We start from the raw sequence: 23,314 nt of genomic DNA on the forward strand, positions 1-23,314 counted from the left end.
ACTCATGGTTCACGTCACCACCAAGATCGATCGCGCCGACCGGCAGCTCATCGACGAGCTCGGTAGGTTCTCGGCCGCCACCATCCACGAGGCACAGGGTCGCTCCGGTGCACTCGACGACGCGATCAAGCCACTCGATCGGGACATGTCGTTCTGCGGCTCCGCCTTCACAGTGGTCTGCCATCCGCGTGACAACATCATGCTTCAAGTGGCCATCAGCTACGCCCAGCCCGGAGACGTCCTCATCGTTTCCTCCGGTGATCAACCCGCCGGACAGTTCGGCGACGTGCTCGCCAATGCTTGCGTAGCCCGTGGAATTACCGCACTGGTCACCGACGGCGGCGTCCGCGATTCGCGAGAAATCCGTGAACTCGGATTTCCCGTGTTCAGCAAGTACTTGTGCATCCAGGGCACGGTCAAGGAATCCTTGGGCCCGATCAATCGGCCGCTGGTCTTCGGTGGTCAGTTGATCAACCCCGGCGATGTCATCAAGGGCGACTGCGACGGCGTGGTGCTGACGCGACGTACCGAAGTCCGCTCGGCCATCGACGCGTGCCGCGCACGCGACGCCGACGAAGCCGAATACATCGAGCGCTACAAGCGCGGCGAGACGCCGATCCAGGTGAGCAACCTCGGTGCCGTGCTCGAGAGCAAGGGGCTCACCGTCGACATCTAGGCGCGCGGCCTGGCAGTGAAGTAACGGCCCCAATGCGAGTTCAGAAAGTCGGCCAGCGACGCCCTTCCATCGGGTGCCGACCTTTCGGTACGCCAGGCAACATGGCCGTCGGGGCGCACGAGCACTGCCCCGACATCGCCGACCTCGTAGAGGGCGACCAACTGATCCCGGTCGGCACCCGCAGGCGTTTCGGCCGCAACCGTCACCACTCCGGGTCCATCGCCTGCGAGCTTCGAAACCACGGGTGCCCACTCGTCACCGGCAAACGTCAACAGCGTCAACTTGTTCGGATCGAGGGTTTCGTGCGCGCCGACGAGCGTGCCGTCCACCGACAGCACCGCGTGTGGAAGCCGGGCCCCCGGGTACGTCGTCGGGACGTAATCGACCACATCCTCGGCGGGCTCGACGGACGGATCCTGCGCTATCAACGGGCTTCGATAGAGGTAGCCGAACTGCAACCCGGTGGACACGAAATGCTCTACCTGGAGCGGTATCGCGTCGGCAATCTGCTGCCGTAAGCGCGCTGATCCCCCGGCCTTCGGGCTGAGCCGGCGTGAGCGGCTCATCTGCTTCCGCGTGCCCGCAGCCGCGAGCGGGGCGACGAATCGACCGGGGATCTTGTTGAGCGGCGAGCGGCCCATCGCCTGCGTGGCCTTGGCGAGCATGACGTTGGTAATACCCACCTTCTTGCCGATGGCATCCATCCTGAAGTGGTTGTCCACGCTCTGTTTCGCGAATTTCTCCACCACCGGGCGGCGTTCGGTGTCATAGGTGTCCAGCAGCGAATCCGACGCAGCGCCGGACAGGACGGCGTCGAGCTTCCAGGCAACATTGTGCGCGTCCTGGACTCCCGAGTTGAGCCCGAAACCGCCGGTGTGGGGGAACCGATGTGCGGCATCTCCGAGCAACAGCAACCGACCCCGCCGAAAACGGTCGGCGGTCTGCGACGTCATCACCCAGGTCCCCGTCGATTCCAACTCGAAATCGTTGCCGTTCAACACCTTCGGCAGTGTCTCGAGCCAGAATTGCTTGCCGTTGCGGGCGATCTCCTGGTCGGGATGCAGGTATGCCGTCATCAGGATGTATCGGTGTTCGGCGTGGGCGATGAGTACCCCGCACAGCTCGGGCGTGTAGATCCAGCTGAGCAGCGGCCGCGCATCGTCGGGGAACAACGTCTCGGAAGTGAAGAAGGCACTACCCATGTTCGCCAGAACCGGCCCGGACAAGGCGATTCCGGCCGCATCACGGGTTGGGCTGTTCGCGCCGTCGCACGCGAGCACGTACTGCGCCTGTATCTCCGTAGAATTCCCCGTCACCGTGACGCGGGCACCGTCCACGGCCGAGTCGACCGACCGCACGTCGACGCCGCGACGAAATTCGATCAACGGCTCGGCCTCGATCGCATCCCACAGCACCGGCATCAGAATGTGCTGGCCGATGTGCGAGACCATGAACGGACTCTGGCTCTCGACAATGGCTTTGCGCTCGGGGTCCGAGAGCAGGTCGATCGAACCGACCGCGCCGTCGGCCAGAGCGCCGTACCAGCTGATCAGGTTGACGGTCTCGTGCGGTGGGGACATCGCAGCGATCGACTTCGCCAACTCCGGGCTGTACTCGTGCCAAATTTCGAGCGTTCTGGCATTGATGACGTGGGCGGCCGGATGGAACAGAGGCTTCTCACGACGCTCGAGAACGACACTGCGAATCCCTCTGCGAGCCAACAGGAGTGCGGCCGTGGAACCCGCGGGCCCCGCCCCGATGATGACGACGGGCGCGGTCACCGGACCACGGTCCTCTGCGTCCCCAGATCGATGGCACCGTCGGCGGTTCGAATGCCGGCAGTGACGACGTCGTCCACCGACAGGTACTTCGGATTCTTGGCCTGGCGGGCGAAGAAGAACTTCCACTTCAGGGCAGGCGGAATCAGCTCGCCGACCTTCTGCACGAACTTGGGCGGAGCGGAAATGGCGGTGCCGATGGGTGTGCCGGTCAGCAACACATCGCCGGCCGTCATGTTCTGGAAACGAGCCAACCGGGTGAGAGCTTCGGCGGGCGGAGTGATCAGGTCGTTGCCGATCGTCTGATCCTGACGCGACTCTCCGTTGACGGCCAGGCTCATGTGCAACTCGGGAATGCGTCGCAGCTCGTCGTTGTCGAGCAGTACCAACCGCGGCCCGAGTGGAGTGAACGTGGGATACGACTTGCTCTCGTACACCTGCACTTTGGTCAGCTGGATCTCCCGCGCGGACACATCGTTGGCCACAACCAATCCTGCGACGTACTTCGACAGAGTGTCGTCGGTGACGGTGGTTCCGATGGGGATGTCCGCTCCGATGACGATCCCCAGTTCGATCTCGTAATCGAGCAGAGCGACCTCGGGTGGCTGCCTGATGGGATCGTTCGGCCCGCTGATGGAGGCCGACGACTTACGGAAGAATGTGGGCTGCAGGGTCTTCGGATCGGATCCGGCGTCGATGGCGTGCGACCGATAGTTGAGCAACTGCGCCACCACACGGCACGGGGCCGTGACGGGCGAGACGAGTTCGAGCTCGGCGACGCCGACTCCGGGACCCGACGCGGCGGTGATGGCACCGCGCTCGGCGAGCAACTGCCCGGTGGTCTCGGCCTCGGTGTCGATCTCGATTGCACGGTCGCCATCGAGACGCCACCAACCGTCGACGGTTCTGATGATGTTGACAGGCATGTCTTTCTCGATCCCCCTATAGCGTTTTCGGTGTGATGGTCTTCTTGTTGGCGATCACCGGATGACCGGGCCGGGTTCCTGCTTCCCGCCGACGCAGTTGCTCGTGGGGCACACCGTTACGCAGCTGACTGAGCAGGTAGTCGGGGTCGATGTTGACGCCGATCGGGTTCTTCGCGAACTCCTCGGTGAAGAAGAACGCGGCCGTGTTCTCGGGGTCGAAGTTCTCGACCTGGAACTCGAGGCGGACCCCGTCCGGATCCTCGTAGTACAGCGAGATCGTGGGGCCGTGATTGATGGCCCACACGGGGAGAATGCCCAGACGCTTGAGCCGGACATAGTTCTCCAGCAGTCGTTCGAGTGAGACGAAAGTCAACGCGATGTGGTCGATTCCGTACGCCTTGCGCCGGAACTTGGCCAAAGGAAAGAGAAACCTCACCGGCTTGGGCACGGCGATGATCGCCAGGCGATGCGACTCGTCGTCCCAGGTCAAAAAGGTTATGCCCTCGTCCTGGTAGGCGATCTCGGCACCGAACACCGTGCCGTACCACCGCACCATCTCCTCGGTCCGAGCGGATTTCACCACCCAGTGCGCGATGTAGTCGGGTCCGACCCGTGTCCGGCCCTGCTTTTCCTGCGTCGTGCTCATCGAACGACCTCTCTTCGGCAACGCTGATGTGACCTACGCTACGACCAGTTTGACTGTTGGTCAATATCTTGATTGCTGGTCAAACAGGCCTGCCATGCGTGGACTACAGTCGGATCGGTGCCGACCAACGCGTCCCCCGGATCCGAGCGGTCCCGTCGCGCCCGCCCTCGGATAGACCGTCGCCAGGCCCTGATCGACGCGGCGATCGAACTACTGGCCGAGGGCAACAGCGTCGACATCAGCGCAGCGGCGATATCGCGTCGCGCGGGGGTGGCCCACGGCCTGCTGTTCTACTACTTCACCGACAAGCAGGGCCTCGTGGCGGCAGCGCTGGCCGACGTCCTGTCCAAGCTGGCCGAGTTCCAGGAACCGGAGTCAGGTGAAGACTCCGTCCGGGCTCGCGTAGAAGGTTTCGTACGTCGGCACATCGAGTTCCTCGAGCGTCACCGCGCCCTCTACGTCCGCGTGGTTCGCGAAGGCGAACTGGGCGATTCCGTCGTAGAGGATGCCGTTCGGGGGGCTCGCGCGGAGGGTGCTCGGCAAGTAGCCGCCCTCGCCGAACTCGCGGAACCGTTGTCTCCGTTGCAAAGTGCTGCAATCGCTGGCTGGACCGGTTTCCTCGATCGCACAGCGGATGCCTATTTCGATACTCCCGATCTCGCACTCGATGCGGTGGTGGAGTTGGTGGTCGACACCTTCGAGGCCGTGGTGGGCGCAACACAGTCCGGCACCGACGCGAGTTAGACCGACCTCCTTGGTCACGCGCACTCACGACGACGCGCCGTCGCACATCTGCCGTTTTGACCTCAAATCAATATTGACTTGAAGTCAAATCTTGCATAGCTTCGTGTGACACCCGCCGGCCCAGGAACAGAACACTCACGTGCACAGGAGAATTCAGCCAATGGACCTACACACGTTCAAGGACGCCATGGCGCGCGTCACCGGGCCCGTAGCGATCGTCACCGCGTACGAGGACGGCGTACCGCACGGCACCACCGTGAGCTCGCTCGCGTCTCTGAGCCTCGAGCCGGCGATGGTGTCGGTGGCTCTGGACAATGCTTCGGCGATGTTGGCCATCGTGCGGCGTACGGGACATTTCGGAGTGAACATCCTCGCCGTCGACCAACACGAGTGCGCCTCGCGTTTCGCGGGACCTCGAGACAAGCGCTTCTTCGGCTCCCACTGGGAGCTCAGCAGTGGTGTACCCCGACTGCCCGGCACGTCTGCGTGGTTGCACTGCACTGTCGCCGCAGAAGCGGCGGGCGGCGACCACACACTCCTCCTGGGACAGGTAGCGGATTGTTGGACCGGCGTAAACGTTCCTCTCGCCTACAACCTGCGAACCTTGGGATCCCTCACCCCGGTCCCGTGATCTGTCGGCGTCTCCGTCGACGCGGGCGGTAGAGGTCAATACGACCAAGATTCACCTCGGTCGAAGACCCGAAACTGTGCAATCTGCACTATTTCAACGGCAACACTTGCACAACAAGGCAAGCGGCTGGTGCACTGTCCCCCATCGCAGCACAGTTGCACCCTCGGCGGTTCGTAACCCGAACGCCCGTCCGGACCACAGGACCGCACTCGGTCCCACGTCGTCCGCTCTTCTCGCGAGCCCTCCGGCCCCGGCCGGCTTCAGGACGTTCTTCATCGTCGATTCAGGAGCATCTGTCATGACCAGCATCAGCCCCGCCGACCGCCGTTCACTCGCCGGAGGCAGCGGAGAACTACACGACATCGCCCAGCGGGTGCTCTGGTTGTCGACCTCGATGATCCACCACGCCAATCGAATTCGACCCAATCCGACCGGGCTCAAGGTCGGTGGCCACCAGGCATCCTGCGCGTCCATGGTCTCCATCATGACGTCACTGTGGTTCGAGCAGCTGCAGCCGGGAGACCGCGTATCGGTCAAACCGCACGCCTCCCCGGTACTGCACGCCATCAACTACCTTCTCGGCGAACTCGACGAGAAATACCTGACCACGCTCCGGGCATACGGCGGTCTCCAGTCCTACCCGTCGCGCTCGAAGGATCCCGACACCGTCGACTACTCGACCGGTTCGGTGGGAATCGGTGCCACTGCGCCCATCTGGGGTGCGATGTCGCGACGCTTCGTCGAAGACCGGTTCGGCACCGACTCCGCACCGGCCGGCTTCAGTGGGCGCCAGTATTCGTTGGTCGGTGATGCCGAGCTCGACGAAGGTGCCGTCTGGGAAGCGATCATCGACCCGGGTATCGCCGAACTCGGCGAGATCGTCTGGATCGTGGACCTCAATCGCCAGTCCCTCGATCGCGTCGTGCCCAACATCGCTGCGCGTCGCCTCGAGAAGATGTTCGAGGCCGCGGGTTGGCAGGTCATCACCGTCAAGTTCGGCCGACTGCTCGAAGACCTGTTCGCTCGACCCGGCGGCGACGCCCTCCGCACCCGCATCCTGGACATGCCGAACCCCGAGTACCAGCGTCTGCTGCGATGCACGGCCGACGAGGTGCGTACTCGGCTGCCCGGTTCCGGCCCGGACGCGGGCACGATCACAGACCTGATCGCAGACCTCGACGACACCGTGCTGACCGAATCGATTCGCAACTTGGGCGGACACGACCTGGATGCGTTGCGCGAGGCCTACTCTCGTATCGACGACACCCGTCCCACCGTGATCGTCGCCTATACGGTCAAGGGCTTCGGCCTGCCTACTCAGGGACACCCCCAGAATCATTCCTCCCTGCTGACCGTCGAGGAGTACGCGGAGCTCGCACGCACCCTCGGCACTGACCCCGCCGCCCCCTGGGGTCGCTTCGACCAGGACAGCGCGCCTGGACGACAGTGCGCCGCAGTCGCCGAACGCCTACGCCGCGAACCTGTTCCGGCCTCGACTCCTCCCGCCGTGCCCACCGACATCGGCCGCACCCCCAAGGGAACTGCCACCACGCAGGCGGCACTGGGCCGCACCCTGATCGATCTCACCCGTGAGGCCCCCGAGGCAGCGAAAAGGGTTGTCACAGTGAGCCCCGACGTCAGCTCCACCACCAACCTCGGCGGGTGGGTCAACAAGGTCGGCGTGTGGTCCTCGTCCGAACGCCACGACTGGTTCGGCGACGACGCCGAGACGATCATGCACTGGCGCGAAGGACCGAGCGGTCAGCACATGGAACTCGGGATCGCCGAGACCAACCTCGTCGGGCTGATGGGCGAACTCGGTGCGACCTGGAGCCGGTGGGGGCAGCCCCTGTTCCCGATCGGAGTCATGTACGACCCGTTCGTCGAGCGCGCGCTCGAACCGTGGTCCTACGGCATCTACGCCGGCGGGCAGTCGATCCTCGTCGGCACCCCGTCGGGCGTCACACTCGCCGCGGAAGGTGGTGCGCACCAATCGATCAAGACACCGTCCATCGGGCTCGAACAGCCCGGCTGCATCAGCTACGAGCCTGCTTTCGCGATCGACGTCGAGTGGACCCTTCTCGCCAGCATCGCGCGACTCGGCCGACCCGACGGCACATCCGCGTACCTACGTCTGTCGACGCGACCCGTCGACCAATCGAAGGCCGACGTCCCCACCGACCCGGCAGCCCGGGAACGTCGACGCCGCCAGGTCGTGGCAGGCGGCTACCCGCTGGTGCGTCGAGAAGGCGCAACGGTGACCATCGCGGCGATGGGAGCGGTGATGACCGAAGCACTCGATGCCGCAGAACGATTGGAGAAGGTCGGCGTGTTCGCAGACGTCCTGTGCATCACCAGTCCGGGCGAGCTCTACCGAGCACTCCAAGCCAGGCAGGGACGCGGCGTCGGTGAGTCGTGGATTCTGGATCAACTTCTACCCGCCGATCGGGCGACGCCGATGGTGACCGTGCTCGACGGCCACCCGCACACCCTCGCCTTCCTCGCGACCGTCAACCGAGTGGCCTCGACGTCGTTGGGAGTGAGCAACTTCGGGCAGGTCGGATCACTCGACGAGGTGTACAAGCACCACAAGATCGATACCGACTCCATCATCGGTGCCGCACTCGATGTCACCGATCACTGACCTCGCCCCACCGAGAACTCGTAAGACAGCTGTGATCTCGACTGTCGCGCCTACATCTGTTTCGATGCCGTCGGGACTACCGGGGAGCGGCGAGCGCCGTGGCCGAGGCGGTCGCGTCCGAATTTCGTTGTGCTGTAATCTCGGTCGAGAACCGGTGTACCACTGCTGTTCGTCGCGGTGAAGTGTGCAGGTACCGTCGAACGCAAGCGCCGCGGCACGACATCATGACATCCAAGGCTCTCCTGAGCCCACATGGGAATCTGCGGTCCTCGGGCGTGATGGATTCGACCAATGGACACCTGAGCTCCTACACCGATTCTGCATCCAGAACACGATTCTCTCCAAGATCGCGTGTGTGCGGCTGGGCCTGGTCTTTCTAGTAGTGGGTGCCCATGGCCCTGCGTACTTCGCGAAGTGTCTGCTCGGCTGTCTCGTTTGCAAGTTCGTTCCCTCTACGCACTATCGACTGGACGTAACCTGGTTGGGCGGCGAGCTCTGCGCGGCGGCGGCGATGTTCTGCGAGGAACGAGTTGACTGACTCTGTCACAAGGGTTTTCAATGCCCCTGCCCCGGCCGAACCTATCTCGTCGGCTATCGATTCCGGCTTCTTGCCGGTGCACAGGCCAGCGACGGTGAGCAGTGCCGACACTCCCGGCCGTGTGTCCGGATCATAAGAGATGTAGCGATCCGAATCCGTCGGCGTTCGGCGTATCACCTGGGCCGTCTCCTCCGGTGTCATCGACAGCGTGATCGCGTTGCCGAAGCTCTTGGACATCTTGCGCCCGTCGAGTCCTGGAACGTCAGGGCTCGACGTCAACAGTGCTTGTGGTTCTTGAAATATCGCGGCGTATCGGTCGTTGAATCGCCGAGCAATCACCCTCGACATCTCGATGTGCGGGAGTTGGTCCTTGCCCACTGGCACCACGTTGGCTTTGCAGAACAGGATGTCCGCCGCCTGATGTACCGGGTAGGTCAGCAGCAGGCCGCTCAGGGCTCGTCCGCTGGCAGCAAGTTCGGCTTTCACGGTCGGGTTTCGGTGAAGTTCGGCCTCGGTCACCAAGCTGAGGAAAGGCAATAGAAGTTGATTGAGGGCGGGTACTGCCGAGTGCGTGAAGATCGTCGACTTGTCTGGGTCGATCCCCGCTGCGATGTTGTCCAGTGCCGCGTCGTAGACGTGCCGTTGCACCTGCCCGATTGCGTCGCGGTCTGTGATCACCTGATAGTCGGCCAGGACGACGACCGTCTCGACGCCGAGATCTTGTAGTCGAACTCGCTCTCGGATCGTCCCGAACAGGTGACCGAGATGCAGTGGGCCGGTTGGCCGCTCCCCGGTCAGCGTGCGGTACATGCCCGGATCGGCCGCTATATCGGTGGCCAGCACGTTGCTGCGCTCGACGCTGGAAGTGTAGGTGTCGGTGCTCATTGAAGACCTCTCTGAAAAGAACCGGGGCGGGCCATCTCAGCCGCGCGTCGTATCCGTTCGAGAGATCGGCGGGCTGAAGTACAGCCCGAAGGACATGCCGGATCGGGGCTGCTAGCGCAGCCACCACCAAGCTTGACGAGTGTCGATCACCACCACAGGCTAGCAAGGTCGACCGACAAGGGGCCATCGCTCACAATTCGCAGTGATGGATGTGGATCATGCTCGATCACCACTCGTGCACGGACGCCGGGCGAACCCAGCCCGCTCACTTACGCGCGTCTACGTCCTGAGGTGACCCAGAACGTCAGCCCGACGAACAACGCCATGAACTTCGTGAGCGCGGCAACACGGGCGCGGCGAGCATGACGGTCGACGTCGTGTCCGCGGAGGACGGCCAAGAGTTCCGCACCTTCTCGCGCGTCGCAGCCAACTGCAATGATCGGTGCCAGCTGCAGAATGCGACTCAACCTGCGGGGAGGGCCGGGTTTCTGCCGCCGCCTGGCCTTCTCGGTCAACAGCGCGAGGAACAGCCCGTAGGACGTCATGTAACCGAAGTCGAGGTGTAGAGAGGTCCTCGCCGCGGATACCCCGGCAGGACCCCATGCTTCGATAATTGCTTCGGCCCGGTCCCCGCTGCCTGCCAGCTCGAAATCGATGATTCCGCTGCCGCCGGCGCGGTGCATGATCGTTTCGTATCGCGCCATGACGACGGTGTACATCACGAACACCACCCCTGCGATACGGGTCCACCCGAGGAGTCGATGATCTGCCGTGTGCGTCATATCGGATCGTTCCTCCACCCATTCGAGCTCCCGATCGATCTTCCAATGTAGTCGTAGAAATTGCCGAAGGATGGGTTGTGTCGGCACGTTCACCATCACCGACACCAAAAGCCGCGGTGCCCTGTTCGAACCCCGACCATCGATCAGCCGCAATCGGCGATATTGGGGACCGGCACGGTCGTCGAACGAATGGTCGAGGTGCGAGACGCCCGCGACCTCGACGACGTCAGGCGTCGTCTCGAACGTTGTTACGCACCAGCACTTCTGGACTGACCGGCGAGGTAGCCGGCCAGTCCGGTCAGTGTGGCCGTGAGCTTCTTCTTGAACGTGCCTTGCAGCGCCTTGCCCACCACACCGAACAACAGCGGACTCGTCACCTGCAACTCGAGGGTGACGGTGGAACCGGTACCGCGTGCGCTGCAGTGCATCGTCAACCGAATCTTCGATCCGGTGGAACCGGCACCGACCAGAACCAATTCCTCAGGTGCACGCAAGCTTTCGACCTGAAACTCGATGGTGTCCGTGATACTGGCGATCTTGATCTTCTCGACCATCGTCGACCCCACTTCGAGGTCCCTCGGGGGCGTCTCCACCCAATCCTCGTGCAGAGCATGCCAATTCTCGAACGTACTGACGTCGGACAGCGTTGCCCACACCTCGTCCTGCGAGGCGGGGAGCTCTTGCGTCATCGTGATGTTCAGCATCTCGGTTCCTTCGTTCGACGGCATCGTTCCCACAACTACGCCACACGGTTGACTGGAAGTCAAGATTGACATCAAGTCAATGCAGGCTTAGTTTCGTGAGACACGCCTCACAGGTGGGGCCAGAACCGAAAGAGAAGCCATGACGACAACCGAAGCGCTGCCCATTGCAACCGCGACCGATGTGCTCGCCAATCTCCGCGCTCTCGTACCCGCGCTGAAGGCCGGTGCCGCCGAGAACGAGAAAGCGAGAAGGCTTTCCGAGGACACCGTCGACGCCCTTCGACGTGCGGGCGCATTCCGAGTAGCGGCACCGGCAAAGTTCGGCGGTCTGGAAACCGATCTGCGCACCATGCTCGACGTCTCGGCGATCATCGCCGAAGGCGACGCCGGCGCATCCTGGGTCACCACACTGTCCAACGTCAACGACTGGGCGGTCGGCCTCTACAGCGATCAGGCCCTGTCCGAGGTCTATGCGGACGGACCGGACGCGATCATCGCCGGCGTCGTCACCCCCGGCGGCACCGCCCGCAAGGTAGAGGGCGGCTACCAACTGTCGGGCACCTGGCCCTACGCCTCGGCGAGCCTGCACTCGGAGTGGTTCACCGGCGGCATCATCATCAACGACGAAGACGGCGACATGCTCGACCAGGGAATGGCGCTGCTGCCTCGCGCGGACTACCGGGTCGACGACACCTGGTACGTGGCCGGCATGCGCGCATCCGGCAGCAACACCGTCGTTGCAGAGGACGTCTTCGTCCCCGAACACCGCATGCTGTCGATGATTCCGGCGTTCAGCGGTGCCAACGTGACCGAGCGCCCCGACTCCGCGTTCGCCCGTTCGGCTTTCGGCCCCATGTTGGTGATGGTGCTCGTCGGCCCGCAGCTCGGAATGGGCCGCGCGGCAGTCGAACTCGTTCGCACCAAGGCTGCCGAAAAAGCGCTCGCCTACACGGTGTTCGACCGTCAGGCCGACTCCGTGGCATTTCAGCTACTCCTCGCCGAAGCCGCATTGAAGGTCGACACCGCGCACCTACACGCCTACCGCGCAGCGGAGGACGTGAAGCGCTGGGCCGAAGCCGGTGAGTACCCGGATCTGCTCTCCCGCGCTCGTGTCCGCGGCGACGCGGCCGTGGCACTGCGCAGCATCAACGAGGCACTCAACATGCTCGTCGACGCCACGGGTGCCGGCGCTTTCGCCGAAGTCAATGCCCTGCAGCGCATTTGGCGCGATTCCAATGTCGGTGCCCGCCACGCAGTCATGCTCCCCCGAGTGTCTATCGAAACCTACGGCAAAGCCCTGCTCGGATTCGACCTCCATGACCACATCACTCCGATCATCTGATGACGACCTAGGCTGGCACGGAACCCTCGGCAACAGCCGAGCGGTGAAACCGAGGCAGATTGGACGCGCGGTGCCAAGTCGTTCCAGCAAGCCGGTGGCCCGGGCCAACCGGGCCACCGCTCGTGCCGCCGAAACCCGTCAGCGATTGATCGACTCGGCAGTCGCCCTGTTCGCGGAGGCCGACTACGACAAGGTCGGCGTCGCGGACATCGTCGAATCGGCGGATGTCGCCCACGGCTTGCTTTTTCACTACTTCGGCAACAAGCGAGGCATCTACCTCGAGGCCATGCAAGCCACTGCCGCAGCAATGTCGGAGGCGTTCACGGAGATTCCCGATTCGACACCCGACGTGCAAATTCGAGCTGCCTTGACCAGCCATCTGAACTACCTGAAACTGCATCGCGGACTGGCCCTCCGATTGGTGCTCGGTGGCAGAGGCTCCGATCCCGAAGCCTGGGAGGTCTTCGAGAACGCCCGAACCGCGGTGCTCACAGCGGCCGCCGGACTGCTCGGATTGAATCCGGCGAACGCAGGCGTCAGGCTCGTCGGACGCAGCATTGTCGCAGCTATCGACGGCGCAACGGCGCGATGGCTCGAAGACGAATCCGGCGAAGACCTGGAGATCGACCACATGGTCGAGTGGTTGGTGCACCTCATCATCGCCTGCCTGAACACGGTGCCGGTCCTCGACCCGACACTGGACGTCGACGATGCTGTCGCACTACTTCGAGGGCCCTCCTAGAGGTCTACTTCACCGACGAGCGATTGCCGGCCATCGTGCGCCCACCGACCCTGATTCCCACGGTGGCAACCGCGACGACCGCAGCGGAGAGAACGGCTGTCCAGCCGACGGTCGTATCCACCACCGCACCGGAGAAGCGGCCCTGCGCCAACCATCCCAGCCCCCAGACGATCGCCAGCATCGGTGCGATCGCTCCACCGGAGTACCGAGCCAAGAACACGCCGACGGCAGCAGCCACGACGAGCACGACGATCGCCCATACCGTTGCGCCTCCGGTGAATCCGAGACTCACCAGCCACGCGGAGATGTTCGCGATCGTCGCCACGCACACCCACCCGAGATAGATGCCCATGGTGCCGTCGGTGATCACCGCATCGGCGACGCCTTCCGGTCGGTGCTGCTGCATCAGCACGAACACTCGGGCGAGAACCACGAGCAGCGCGACGATGACGACCACGCTCAGCCACACCTGCCCGATCTGAATCGCGAGAATCCACGCCGGATTGAGCAACATCGATGCGACGATCGGGCCGCGCAAGGCGTCGTGCCGTGCAGTGCGGTTGGGAAGGAACTGCCAGACGGCGTAGGCGATGAGCCCGGTGTAGATCACCGACCAGATCGAGAACGCAGGACCGGCGGGTGCAACCAGAGTCGACGTGGCACTCAACGCCCCACCTGCAGCCTCGGCAATCGGGGTACCGATCCACGCACCCGACCCGAGAAACGACACCACGACGGCCGAAACCGCACTGACGACCACCGCGATTTTCATAGCGCGTTAGTGCCCCGAATGCAGACGAGGCAAACTCTGAGCTGCGTTGTCTCTACATTGGGTAGATGAGATGGCGATGGACGGTCGGGGTGATGCTCGTTGCAATCACTGCGGTCACCTGCGGCTCGCCCACCTCGCTAGGCCCAGCTCGGCCGGTCGCGGAAATCGGCTCGGCGGAGGCATTCCAGTGCCAGGTTCCCCAACAAGTCGACAGACCGACCCCGGCTGTCGATCGACCGACCCCGGGAACGGTACCCCTCGACTTCGTTCCCGCAGCAGCGGTCACCTGCGAAGTCGGTGACGCAATCATGCCCGTCGCAGGCGTCGCGTACAGCGAACACCGATGGGAAGGCGACTTCTCCACTTTGATCAGCCTGCTGAACGCGCCGAGCAGACGCGTTCTGACGCCGGGCATGTGTCCGACCTACAGTGTGGTGGAAACCCCGCAACTGTGGCTCGTTGATGCCCGAGGCCGCGCTGTGGAACCGACTCTGCCCGTCGATGAATGCGGTTTGCCGGATGTCAGCGCGATTGCCGAGATCCGAAACCTGAACCTTGTGACCGAGTTCGACCATCGCGTACCGATCATCAACCCGCAGCGACTTCGAGTGTCGAGTTGCTCCCCGCATTTCAGCCCACCGGACGAGGGCACCGAGTCTGCCGTCGGCCTCACGGTCGGCTACGTCTTCTGCCTATTCGACGGCACAGTCAACGTCGGCGTCACCGACGAGATCGGGATATCGATCGAGGACCTGCCACCTGCCGGGCCCTGCTCGATCTCGGCAACGCAAACGGCGACGACGACATACGTGGATGCCTGGCCGTCGAACATCCGCAACGTGACCGTCGAACTCGACGGATGTCGCCGCGTCGTTCCCGACGGTTACGCGCCACTGCAGGCGTCGGAGGAGTTGTTGGCGCAATTCTGGTAGACACGCGGTGTGCTTCCCTACTCCCGCCCGATCCGCGCTGCTGCGGTGTGTTGCCTCGCCGCGTCCGTGGTGGTCGGGTGCAGTTCGACGACCGAGCCCAGGACCGCGTCTCCCACATCGACGACGACCACACCTGCATCGCAGTACGACCTCACGGGCGTACCGGGAACTGTGCTCGAATACGAGGACTTCGGTGATCGTTCTTCGGAGCTCGCAAACACCGGGGCCACGCTCTACCGATTCGTCTACGAGTCGTCGTCGGGTGTCGACAATTCCCCGACTGCGGTCTCCGGAGTAGCAGCGGTTCCGCCGGGCACTCCCCCTGAGGGCGGCTGGCCCATCGTCGTCTTCGGACACGGCACCACCGGAGTTCAGGCCGACTGCGGGCCCAGCCTGTATCCCGATCTCCTCGGCTACCACTATGCAGTCAAGGACTACACCGAACTCGGTGCCGTCACCGTCCTGCCCGATTACCAGGGCCTCGGCACCGGCGGCGGGACTCATCCGTACCTCGAGCCGCGCACCTCCGGCAAGAATATGATCGACGCGGCCCGCGCCGCTCACAGTGCAATTCCCGCGACGTCCGCGCGCTGGGCTGCGGTCGGCCTGTCCCAGGGTGGCCAAGCCGCCTGGGCTGCAAACGAACTCGCGGCCACCTATGGTCAGGGACTCGATTTGGTGGGATCGCTGTCGTTGTCTCCGCCGACGGATCTGACGCCCCTAATCAGTGCCGAAACGAACGGAACCCTGACCACCCCACAGAAGGGGCTGGTGCCGTACCTGCTCTACGGCGCACAGCAAGTGGACCCCGCAATCGACCCGAAGGACCACAGCGGCAGCGTCGCCCAGGCCAACAGTGAGCTCCTCCTCAGCTGCCAGGGCGGAGACACCGAGGGCAAGGCGCGGGCAATCCAGGCCATGGCACCGGACGAGTTCGCTGCCGACTCGGCCGAATCCGAGCAAAAGCTGCTCGACGTGATCGATCGCTACACCCTCCCTCAGGTACGGACCGACGTGCCGATGTTCGTGGCCTACGGAGGGAAGGACGACGTCGTACTGCCCCAGTGGACCGCCGACGGAATCCAGAAAGCATGTGCCCTGGGCGATGTCGTCGTCGCGCAGCCGCAGCCCGACAACGGCCACGATGTCGGCGACGAAGCCGGTATCGAATTCATCGCTGATCGATTCGCCGGCAAACCAGTGACCAGTACTTGCTGACCACAGCGGGCCGATGACATCTGGAACGTTGACGACCGACGAATCCGAGGACAGTTGGCTACGATCCGAGTGTGATCAACCGCCGCACAGGCCTCACTACGTTCGTGTTGATCCTCTTCGCCCTGGTCGCGGCCGGCGTATTCAGCGAACCACGCGCGCGTCCCGTGGCCGAGATCGGCCTGGCAGATGCCTTCGAGTGCGCACCCCCCTACGGCGAGTACGTCGAACCGCGTCCGCTGGCAGAACTCGAGACTGGGCCCAGACCCTCACCCGGCACGGTTCCCAGTAGCTTCACCCCGGTGACGGTAGTGGTGTGCGACAACGCAATCACCGGACCCGCGGCTGCCGACGGAACTGCTCACTTCATCGAAACCCATTATGGGGCAGAACCGCTCGCTTTGACTGATGCACTGAACGCACCGTCGGCGCGTCGATCCCTGTTTCCTGGTGCTTGCGATACCAGTACATACAGCATGCCCGCGCTTCTCGACACCTGGCTCGTCGACGCCGACGGGCGAGCGATGGAACCGTCGTATCCGTTGAGCGACTGCGGTTTCGCGAGGGTTGGCGTCTTGTGGGATGCCCTCCCTCAGGTGGAAGCAACATTCGTCGAACACAAGGTTCACCTGACTGACGAGGATATTCGGCTTCTGTATTCCTGCTCACCGGTCCCGACTTCGCAGAGCCCGCAGCCCGGCCCTCTGTGTTGGCCGAACTGAGTGCGACGGCTTCGCACCCCTCGCGGCCTCCGAAAAATTGCTCACCGTAGCGGCCGGCTAGGCCCGCGGCCCTGCTCCGAGTGCGATACGTTCGTGGTGCGGAAATTAAGGTTCTACCGGAGGGGGCGGCATGGACGATCCGTTGGCAAACATCGGGATGACAGCCAAAGATGCCCGACAACACCACATCATCTCAATCCTCGTACCGTCGATGATGGTAGTCATACTGGTGGCGAGCCGCGCATGGAATTGGGTGCCCTGGTGGTTGATGATTTTCACCGTCGTGGTGATCGTCGGCAGTGTGTGGCAATCGTTCACGAGTGCGGCCGAGCGGACCGCTGTATACGCGGACCGGCTGGAAACTCGTCGTCGAACCGGAGTGGTTGCGGTTGTTCCACGTGAGTCGGTGAAGTCATTTCGCTGGAAACGCGGCGGTGATGACGGGCCGTACATCTCGGTCGTGGATTACGGCGAACGCAAGACGAAACTTCTCGGAACCAATCGCATCGGCATATTTGGGTGGAAAAACCTTCTCAATTCCCGACGCACGAAGAACGAACTGCTGGTTCGGCTCGAGCACTGGAAAGAACATGGCAGCTGGTCGGAGTGATTCGGTGAACGAAAGGATCACGAACTACGCCCACGACGGATTCGTATTCGACGTCCTCGACCAAGGACCGCTCGACGGCCCGGTCGTGTTGCTACTTCACGGATTTCCCGAGCGAGCATCGTCGTGGTCGGCGGTGATGGCGATACTCAACGACGCCGGGATGCGCACGATTGCACCTGATCAGCGCGGCTACTCGCCGAACGCCCGCCCGAAACGGCGACGTGACTATCGCTTCGGAGCGTTGGTGGGCGATGTGGTCGCATTGATCGAGCGCATCGGGAGGCCCGTTCACCTGGTCGGACACGATTGGGGAGCGAACGTCGCCTGGGTCACCGCAGGCCGACACCCGGAGCTCGTCGCATCGCTGACGGCGTTCTCGGTGCCGCACCCCGGCGCGTTCATGACTGCACTGCTCAGCTCCGAGCAGATTCGCCACTCGTGGTACTTCGGATTCTTCCAGTTGCCGATCCTGCCCGAGCGTTGGATGACGCAGCCGGGCAAGAGAGCCGAAAAGTGGTACGAGAGAAGCGGTGCGAGCGATTCCGACCTGGCCGTCATCAAGCGGGAAGTGGTCGACTACGGGGCGCTGCACTATGCGATCACGTGGTACCGCGGACTGCCGTTCTCGAACCCCGGCATCGGCCGCCTGCGAATCGCCGTGCCGACGTCGATGGTGTGGAGTGACGGCGACACGTTCATCGGACGTTCCGCCGTCGACGGTGCCCAACGCTACGTCGACGCGCACTACACACTGACGGTGCTGCCTGGTGTGTCGCATTGGATTCCGACCCACGCCCCCGCCGACGCTGCCGACGCCGTCAAGGACAACGTCGAACTCGCAGTTACGCAGGGCTTCGGAACCAATTCGCCTGCATAACTGCGAGTTCGGCGACGTTGATTCAGCTGGTCTGGGTCTCGATGGTTCGCTGCGTGTTGTCGTGAGCGATCTCGATCTTGCGAGGCTTCGCGCGCGCCGCAAGGGGAATGGTGACCGTCAGGACGCCGTTGTCGTAGGACGCCGAGATATTTTCCGCGTCGACGCCGTCACCGAGCGAGAGCTGACGACGGTACGTTCCGGCGAACCGCTCCGACGAAAGCCACTGCACGCCATCACTGGTGGGCGCGGTGCGATGCGCGGTCAACGTGAGGGTGCCGCGATCGACATCGACATCGATCGAGCCCGGGTCGACACCGGGGAGGTCTGCGTTGAGGACGTAGTGGTCGTCGAGTTTGCAGAGGTCCATCGGCATGAACCTGGGTGCACGGTCCGAACCACTGGTCGCGCCCAGCATCCCGGCAGCAATCGAGTCGAGGTCACGGAACGGATCGAAGCGAAGCACAGCAACCACCTCCTGTACGACGATGCGTCCGCCCCTGCGGCGGGCCGCCCTTCACTGTGCGAAACCCAAATTAGCACTCTCCACTGGAGAGTGCCAAGAGGGTCGAGTGAAATTTTTCGCTCAATGTTGCTGCGTTGCAGCGATGGTCAGGCCGCGTCGTTGAGCCGCACCAGATCGCGTCCCTTGGTTTCGGGCGCCAGGAACGCCGACACCAACGTGATCGCGGAGTAGATCACGAGCATCGCTGCGATGGGCCACCAGCTACCGGTCCACGCGGTGAGGCTGGCTGCGAGCAACGGCCCGATCGCCGTGGCGAGGATGCCGCCGATTTCCTTGGCGAGTGCGAGCTGCGTGAACCGTGTGCGGGCTCCGAAGAGCTCTGCCATCGTCACGCTTTCGAGCGAGAAGAGCCCGAGCACACCGAGATTGAGCGCGAGCACCATCGCAACCACCAGCGCGACGGTGTTGCCGCTGGTGACCATCAGCATCAAGGGGAACGCCAGAATCATCGTCAGCGCGCTGAGCACCATGTAGATCGGACGACGGCCGAACCGGTCGCCCAGGATGCCGATGATCGGAATGGTGGCGAAGCCGATGAGTGAACCGTAGACGATGGCACTGGTGGCGATCGATCGGTCGATCAGCAGGGTGGACGCGATGTAACCGACCAGGAAGGTCTGAATCAGACCGGAGTTACCGGCCTGACCGAAGCGGAGGCCGAGCGCGATGAAGAACGCGCGCCCCTTCTTCTGCTTGAGACCGGACTCGAGAACGCTGACCTTCAATTCCTCGTCGGTCTTCTCGATCTCGTCGCGTGAGAGAGCCACACCGTCGACCACATCGGCACGTTCCTCGAATACCGGGCTTTCCCTCAGGTTCGAGCGCAGCCACACCGCGAAGATCATCAGGAAGAAGCTCGCGAGGAACGGAACGCGCCAGCCCCAGCTGAGCAACTGATCCTCCGACAGCACGGCGAGCAATACCGCCCAGATAGCCGACGCAGCAAGGGTTCCGGAGTTGGTACCCAGCGAGACCAGTGACGCGATGAGACCGCGCCGCTTGTCGGGTGCGTACTCGACCAACATCACGGTGGCACCCGCGATCTCGGCTCCGGCACCGAATCCCTGGATCAAGCGCAGGGCGACGAGCAGGATCGGAGCCATGATGCCGATCGCGTCGTACGTCGGCAACGCGCCGATGAGGGTGGTGGAGGCACCCATCATCGCAATGGTGATGAACAGGACCTTCTTTCGGCCGATCCGGTCGCCCATCCGCCCGAAGTAGATCGCACCGACGAGTCGCGCGACGTAGCCGACGCCGTACGTGGCCATAGCGGCGATCAAGCCGATGGCCGGGCTGACGTCAGGGAAGAAGATGCGGTTGAAGACGATTGCGGCGGCCAGCGAGTACAGCTGGAAGTCCATGAATTCCATGGCCGTACCGAGCCAACCGGACACCGCAGCCTTGGTGAGGTCCTTCGTGCTGCGAGTCGCGACCGCGGTATCGCCGTGGCCGTCCGTCGATTCGTTGGTGTCCTGTGACATCCGATGCTCCGTTGCTGATGATGATCGATGAGTTCATGATGCGAGTTCGCCGAGCTGCCGTGAGACCTGCACCTCGTGACGAGGGATCAGTGGCGCTCGCCACACTGATATACAAGCACTGTTATACCAATCCGTCAATGCCTGCCCGGGGACCGGTCAGGCCGGAGACAGATTCCGGGCCGCGCGGGCCAATTCCTCTATGGCAGCCCAATTGCCGGCCTGCACGAGCGATCGCGGGGTGAGCCAACTACCGCCGACGCAGACGACGTTCGGCAGCGCCAGGTAGTCGCCGGCATTGGCAGCAGTGATTCCACCGGTAGGGCAGAAAGTCAGGTGCGGCAACGGCCCTGCCAATGCCGCGAGTGCCGGTGCACCCCCGGAAAACTCCGCCGGAAAGAACTTCATCTCCGTAGAGCCCGCCTCGGCGACGGTCATTGCTTCGGTCGCGGTGGACACTCCTGCGAGCAAGGGGACGGGCAGCGTGTGTGCTGCGTCGAGCAGACCTGTCGGAGACCCGGGTGACACCAGAAACCGCGAACCCGCATCGATGGACCGCACTGCGTCTTCCCGCGTGAGCACAGTGCCCGCCCCGATGACGACCTCCGGCACCTCGCGCGCGATCGCCTCGATGCACCCAGGGCGGCCTCCGACCGCATTGTCATTTCGATGACGCCGATACCGCCTGCATACAGGGCCCGCGCGAGCGGAACAGCATCCTCGACGCGGTCGATGACGACCACCGGGATCACCGGACTCAGATGCAGGACGTCGAGGGTGGTGATGTCGTTGGAGGTCATGTCAGTACTCGTTCCCACTCGCTCGGCGAGTTCGTCTGCACCACATCGGTCCACGCGATCACGCGCGCGCCGAACGGTGAATGAGGACCCAGATCGGGCCCGAAGATGGAGTCGATATCGAGCAGATCCGCTGCGGAGTCGGCCTTCGACAGCTGCTCTGCGAGCGGATCGTCCAGCGGGCGGCCGGCTTTCGTCTCGTCGAGAACGAATGCACACCACGCCGCAACGGCAAGCGCGAGCATGTCGCTCGATCCACCTGCCGCAATCGCGTCGCGCACCGTCCCGAGCAGGCGAGGACCGAGTTTCTGCGATCCGTCCATCGCCACCTGCCTCGTGGTGTGCCTCAGCGCCGGATTGAGGAATCGGGAACGCACCTGCTCGCCGTACGCGACGACGTCCATGCCACCCGGGACGGTCGGTGCAATGTCCCGCAGAACCATGGTGCGGCAGATCTTTTCGAGATCCTGATCGCTCATCGCCTCGGCAATGGTCGTGTACCCGCGCAGGGCACCGAGGTAGGCCAACACCGAATGCGTGGCATTGAGCACCCGCAGTTTCATCGTCTCCCAGGGCTCCACATCGTCGACGAACTGCACACCGACCTGATCCCAACCGGGCCGCGGACCTGCGAAGTCGTCCTCGATCACCCACTGCCGAAACGGCTCGCACACCACCAGAGCGTCGTCGCGCAGACCGGTTCGTCGTTCGTTCGCTGCGAGATCGTCCTCGGTGGTGGCAGGCACGATGCGATCGACCATGCTGCTGGGGAACGTGACTCGGCGTGCGACCCATGCGGCCAGATCGTCGTCGGTCGCCCGCGCTGCGATGAACTCGGCAACCGCAGCGGACAGGATTCGGCCGTTCGACGGCAGGTTGTCGCAGCAGAGAACCGTCAGCGGCGAGTCGCGCACCATCCTGCGTGCCAATCCCGCCGCCAACTGCCCGATGACGGTGCGCGGCGGCCTACCGGTGAGATCGGCGGCGATCTCGGGGTCGTCGAGACGTATCCGGCCCGATGACGGGTCCAGTCGATACCCTTTCTCGGTGACCGTCAGGGTGACGATGTGGGTGGACGGAGCGGCGATCGCCTCGACCACAGCGGCTGGATCCGCAGCTGCGTTCCTGACGCCGAGCACCGACCCCACAACCGTGGCCGACGTCGTGTCGACGCCCTTGCTCACCAGCGTGAACAAGCCGTCCTGTGGTGCCAACTGTTCGACGACAGTATTGCTGCGCTGCGTGAAACCGATTATCCCCCATTGTGTCTCACCCGTCATTCGGGCGGCTTCGTCGGTGTAGGCCGCCTGATGCGCCCGAAAGAATGCACCGACCCCGAGATGCACGATGCCGCACGACCTCGGACGCACGACCTCGGCGGTCGCGTCGGACAGTCGGGGCGATGCCGTCACAGTGCCACTCGCTGACCGTGCCGTCGAATCTCGTCCAGTGGCGCAATGAGTCCGGTGCCGCCTCTGCCACCGACACTGAGGGAAGCTGCGCTCGCCGCCAGTGCAACGGCCGCGTGCAGATCGTCGCCGAGTGCGAGCCGAGCAGTCAGTGTGCCCGCGAAGACGTCCCCGGCACCGGTCTGATCCACCACCGCGGGCGCAGGGATCACCGGCTGATGGGCGCTCCCTTCCCCGGTGAAGATGCTCGACCCCTGCGAACCCTGCGTGACGACGACCGAGCGGGCACCCCACTCCATCAGGGACGCCGCCGCTACTACCGGGTCCTCTGTGCCGAGCAGCAATTCGATCTCGCTCGGTGCCGACGGAACCACTACCTCGCAATACGGCGCAATGTCCTGTAGGAATGCGCGGGCCTGTTGTGCAGTGGTCAGTCGTGGACGAAAGTTCGGGTCGTAGACGAATCTGCGGGCACGCTGGGCGACGTGCAGCATGGTTCGAGCGAGAGACGGCGACAGCGCAGCAGCGATTCCGCCACCCAGCACCGCACCGGCGTGCTCGATCACACCGTCGGGTAGGTCGGCCACGTCGAGTTGACTGGCCACCGATCCCGCTCGCGCATAGGAGAACTGGCGATTTCCTTCCGGATCGATATGGAGGAAATACACGCCCTGTTGCCCGGATACGCGTCGGACATGGGTGTCGTCGATGCCGAGCTCACGGATCCGTCGACACACGGCATCACCGAGTTCGTCGTCGGAAACCCTTGCGATCAATGCAACCGAGGCACCCGCCGCGGCCGCCGCCGCACCGGCATTGACGACGTCTCCCGACACTCCGAGCACAGCACCGACACCATGCCGGAATGCCTCGGTGGTCGACACCTCGACGAGCGGCTCGCCGAGCAGTACTACGTCGAACTGCGTTGTGGTCATGTG

The 23,314-nt window shown here is 63.7% G+C and carries 22 protein-coding genes and 1 pseudogene; 11 read left to right on the forward strand and 12 right to left on the reverse strand.

Going from position 1 to position 23,314, the window contains the following annotated elements; all coding sequences use genetic code 11:
* The first annotated feature begins 4 nt into the window (after positions 1-4).
* Positions 5-676 (forward strand): 4-carboxy-4-hydroxy-2-oxoadipate aldolase/oxaloacetate decarboxylase, encoded by a 672-nt coding sequence (locus ACNEOT_RS19910; RefSeq protein WP_415976196.1) that lies wholly within the window; start codon positions 5-7, stop codon positions 674-676.
* Here the strand turns inward: ACNEOT_RS19910 and ACNEOT_RS19915 are convergent.
* From ACNEOT_RS19915 to ACNEOT_RS19925, 3 genes are read right to left on the reverse strand one after another with little or no spacing between them, the layout of a single operon-like run.
* Entirely contained in the window at positions 673-2,457 is a 1,785-nt protein-coding gene (locus ACNEOT_RS19915; protein ID WP_415976198.1) for an FAD-dependent monooxygenase, read from the reverse strand. The genes ACNEOT_RS19910 and ACNEOT_RS19915 overlap by 4 nt on opposite strands.
* On the reverse strand, positions 2,454-3,380 hold the full coding sequence (locus ACNEOT_RS19920) for a fumarylacetoacetate hydrolase family protein (protein ID WP_415976199.1): 927 nt from the start codon (positions 3,378-3,380) through the stop codon (positions 2,454-2,456). Before ACNEOT_RS19920 ends, ACNEOT_RS19915 begins: the two co-directional genes overlap by 4 nt.
* Before the next feature lie 16 nt (positions 3,381-3,396).
* Positions 3,397-4,026, reverse strand: a complete 630-nt coding sequence (locus ACNEOT_RS19925) for a VOC family protein (RefSeq protein ID WP_415976200.1) — start codon at positions 4,024-4,026, stop codon at positions 3,397-3,399.
* Positions 4,027-4,143: 117 nt separating this feature from the next.
* Here ACNEOT_RS19925 and ACNEOT_RS19930 point away from each other — a divergent pair, with 117 nt between their 5' ends.
* From ACNEOT_RS19930 to ACNEOT_RS19940, 3 genes are all read left to right on the forward strand, one after another.
* A complete protein-coding gene (locus tag ACNEOT_RS19930; RefSeq protein WP_415976202.1) occupies positions 4,144-4,770 on the forward strand; it encodes a TetR/AcrR family transcriptional regulator in 627 nt (208 codons plus the stop codon).
* Between the two features lie 160 nt (positions 4,771-4,930).
* A complete protein-coding gene (locus tag ACNEOT_RS19935; RefSeq protein WP_415976204.1) occupies positions 4,931-5,401 on the forward strand; it encodes a flavin reductase family protein in 471 nt (156 codons plus the stop codon).
* Positions 5,402-5,699: 298 nt separating this feature from the next.
* The gene (locus ACNEOT_RS19940; RefSeq protein WP_415976206.1) at positions 5,700-8,045 is read left to right on the forward strand and encodes a transketolase-like TK C-terminal-containing protein; all 2,346 of its coding nucleotides are present in this window, start codon (positions 5,700-5,702) and stop codon (positions 8,043-8,045) included.
* Between the two features lie 376 nt (positions 8,046-8,421).
* Here ACNEOT_RS19940 and trpS read toward each other — a convergent pair whose 3' ends face one another.
* The 3 genes from trpS to ACNEOT_RS19955 all read right to left on the reverse strand — a co-directional run bounded on the left by trpS (position 8,422) and on the right by ACNEOT_RS19955 (position 10,954).
* Complete coding sequence (gene trpS, locus ACNEOT_RS19945; protein ID WP_415976208.1) at positions 8,422-9,468, reverse strand: tryptophan--tRNA ligase; 1,047 nt, start codon at positions 9,466-9,468, stop codon at positions 8,422-8,424.
* A 269-nt stretch (positions 9,469-9,737) separates the two neighbouring features.
* Entirely contained in the window at positions 9,738-10,250 is a 513-nt protein-coding gene (locus ACNEOT_RS19950) for a hypothetical protein (RefSeq protein ID WP_415976210.1), read from the reverse strand.
* A gap of 248 nt (positions 10,251-10,498) precedes the next feature.
* Positions 10,499-10,954, reverse strand: a complete 456-nt coding sequence (locus ACNEOT_RS19955; protein WP_415976211.1) for an SRPBCC family protein — start codon at positions 10,952-10,954, stop codon at positions 10,499-10,501.
* 139 nt (positions 10,955-11,093) lie between these two features.
* On the opposite strand from ACNEOT_RS19955, the gene ACNEOT_RS19960 reads away from it, so the two are divergent.
* Both ACNEOT_RS19960 and ACNEOT_RS19965 read left to right on the forward strand, forming a co-directional pair.
* Complete coding sequence (locus tag ACNEOT_RS19960) at positions 11,094-12,296, forward strand: oxidoreductase (RefSeq protein WP_415976212.1); 1,203 nt, start codon at positions 11,094-11,096, stop codon at positions 12,294-12,296.
* A gap of 70 nt (positions 12,297-12,366) precedes the next feature.
* Positions 12,367-13,038 (forward strand): TetR/AcrR family transcriptional regulator, encoded by a 672-nt coding sequence (locus ACNEOT_RS19965; protein WP_415976213.1) that lies wholly within the window; start codon positions 12,367-12,369, stop codon positions 13,036-13,038.
* A gap of 4 nt (positions 13,039-13,042) precedes the next feature.
* On the opposite strand, the gene ACNEOT_RS19970 is transcribed toward ACNEOT_RS19965, so the two are convergent.
* Complete coding sequence (locus tag ACNEOT_RS19970; RefSeq protein WP_415976214.1) at positions 13,043-13,810, reverse strand: tryptophan-rich sensory protein; 768 nt, start codon at positions 13,808-13,810, stop codon at positions 13,043-13,045.
* Between the two features lie 65 nt (positions 13,811-13,875).
* Here ACNEOT_RS19970 and ACNEOT_RS19975 point away from each other — a divergent pair, with 65 nt between their 5' ends.
* The 5 genes from ACNEOT_RS19975 to ACNEOT_RS19995 all read left to right on the forward strand — a co-directional run bounded on the left by ACNEOT_RS19975 (position 13,876) and on the right by ACNEOT_RS19995 (position 18,166).
* Positions 13,876-14,742, forward strand: coding sequence for a hypothetical protein (locus ACNEOT_RS19975; RefSeq protein WP_415976216.1), 867 nt, complete (start codon positions 13,876-13,878; stop codon positions 14,740-14,742).
* Between the two features lie 9 nt (positions 14,743-14,751).
* Positions 14,752-15,960 (forward strand): alpha/beta hydrolase, encoded by a 1,209-nt coding sequence (locus tag ACNEOT_RS19980; protein WP_415976217.1) that lies wholly within the window; start codon positions 14,752-14,754, stop codon positions 15,958-15,960.
* A gap of 71 nt (positions 15,961-16,031) precedes the next feature.
* The gene (locus tag ACNEOT_RS19985) at positions 16,032-16,679 is read left to right on the forward strand and encodes a hypothetical protein (RefSeq protein WP_415976218.1); all 648 of its coding nucleotides are present in this window, start codon (positions 16,032-16,034) and stop codon (positions 16,677-16,679) included.
* Positions 16,680-16,809: 130 nt separating this feature from the next.
* Positions 16,810-17,289 (forward strand): hypothetical protein, encoded by a 480-nt coding sequence (locus tag ACNEOT_RS19990; protein WP_415976219.1) that lies wholly within the window; start codon positions 16,810-16,812, stop codon positions 17,287-17,289.
* A 4-nt stretch (positions 17,290-17,293) separates the two neighbouring features.
* The gene (locus tag ACNEOT_RS19995; RefSeq protein WP_415976220.1) at positions 17,294-18,166 is read left to right on the forward strand and encodes an alpha/beta fold hydrolase; all 873 of its coding nucleotides are present in this window, start codon (positions 17,294-17,296) and stop codon (positions 18,164-18,166) included.
* Between the two features lie 22 nt (positions 18,167-18,188).
* Here the strand turns inward: ACNEOT_RS19995 and ACNEOT_RS20000 are convergent, their stop codons facing one another.
* From ACNEOT_RS20000 to ACNEOT_RS20020, 5 genes and pseudogenes are all read right to left on the reverse strand, one after another.
* Positions 18,189-18,629: an Hsp20/alpha crystallin family protein gene (locus ACNEOT_RS20000; protein ID WP_415976221.1), complete on the reverse strand. Its 441-nt coding sequence runs from the start codon at positions 18,627-18,629 to the stop codon at positions 18,189-18,191.
* Positions 18,630-18,775: 146 nt separating this feature from the next.
* Complete coding sequence (locus ACNEOT_RS20005) at positions 18,776-20,173, reverse strand: MFS transporter (RefSeq protein WP_415976222.1); 1,398 nt, start codon at positions 20,171-20,173, stop codon at positions 18,776-18,778.
* Between the two features lie 156 nt (positions 20,174-20,329).
* Positions 20,330-20,970: pseudogene (gene eda / locus ACNEOT_RS20010) on the reverse strand (bifunctional 4-hydroxy-2-oxoglutarate aldolase/2-dehydro-3-deoxy-phosphogluconate aldolase).
* A complete protein-coding gene (locus ACNEOT_RS20015) occupies positions 20,967-22,379 on the reverse strand; it encodes a mannitol dehydrogenase family protein (RefSeq protein ID WP_415976223.1) in 1,413 nt (470 codons plus the stop codon). Before ACNEOT_RS20015 ends, eda begins: the two are co-directional and overlap by 4 nt.
* Positions 22,376-23,311, reverse strand: a complete 936-nt coding sequence (locus ACNEOT_RS20020) for a sugar kinase (protein WP_415976225.1) — start codon at positions 23,309-23,311, stop codon at positions 22,376-22,378. Before ACNEOT_RS20020 ends, ACNEOT_RS20015 begins: the two co-directional genes overlap by 4 nt.
* Positions 23,312-23,314: the final 3 nt, after the last annotated feature.

Origin of the sequence: Rhodococcus sp. 077-4 (genome assembly GCF_047782425.1) — a bacterium.
GTDB lineage: Bacteria > Actinomycetota > Actinomycetes > Mycobacteriales > Mycobacteriaceae > Rhodococcoides.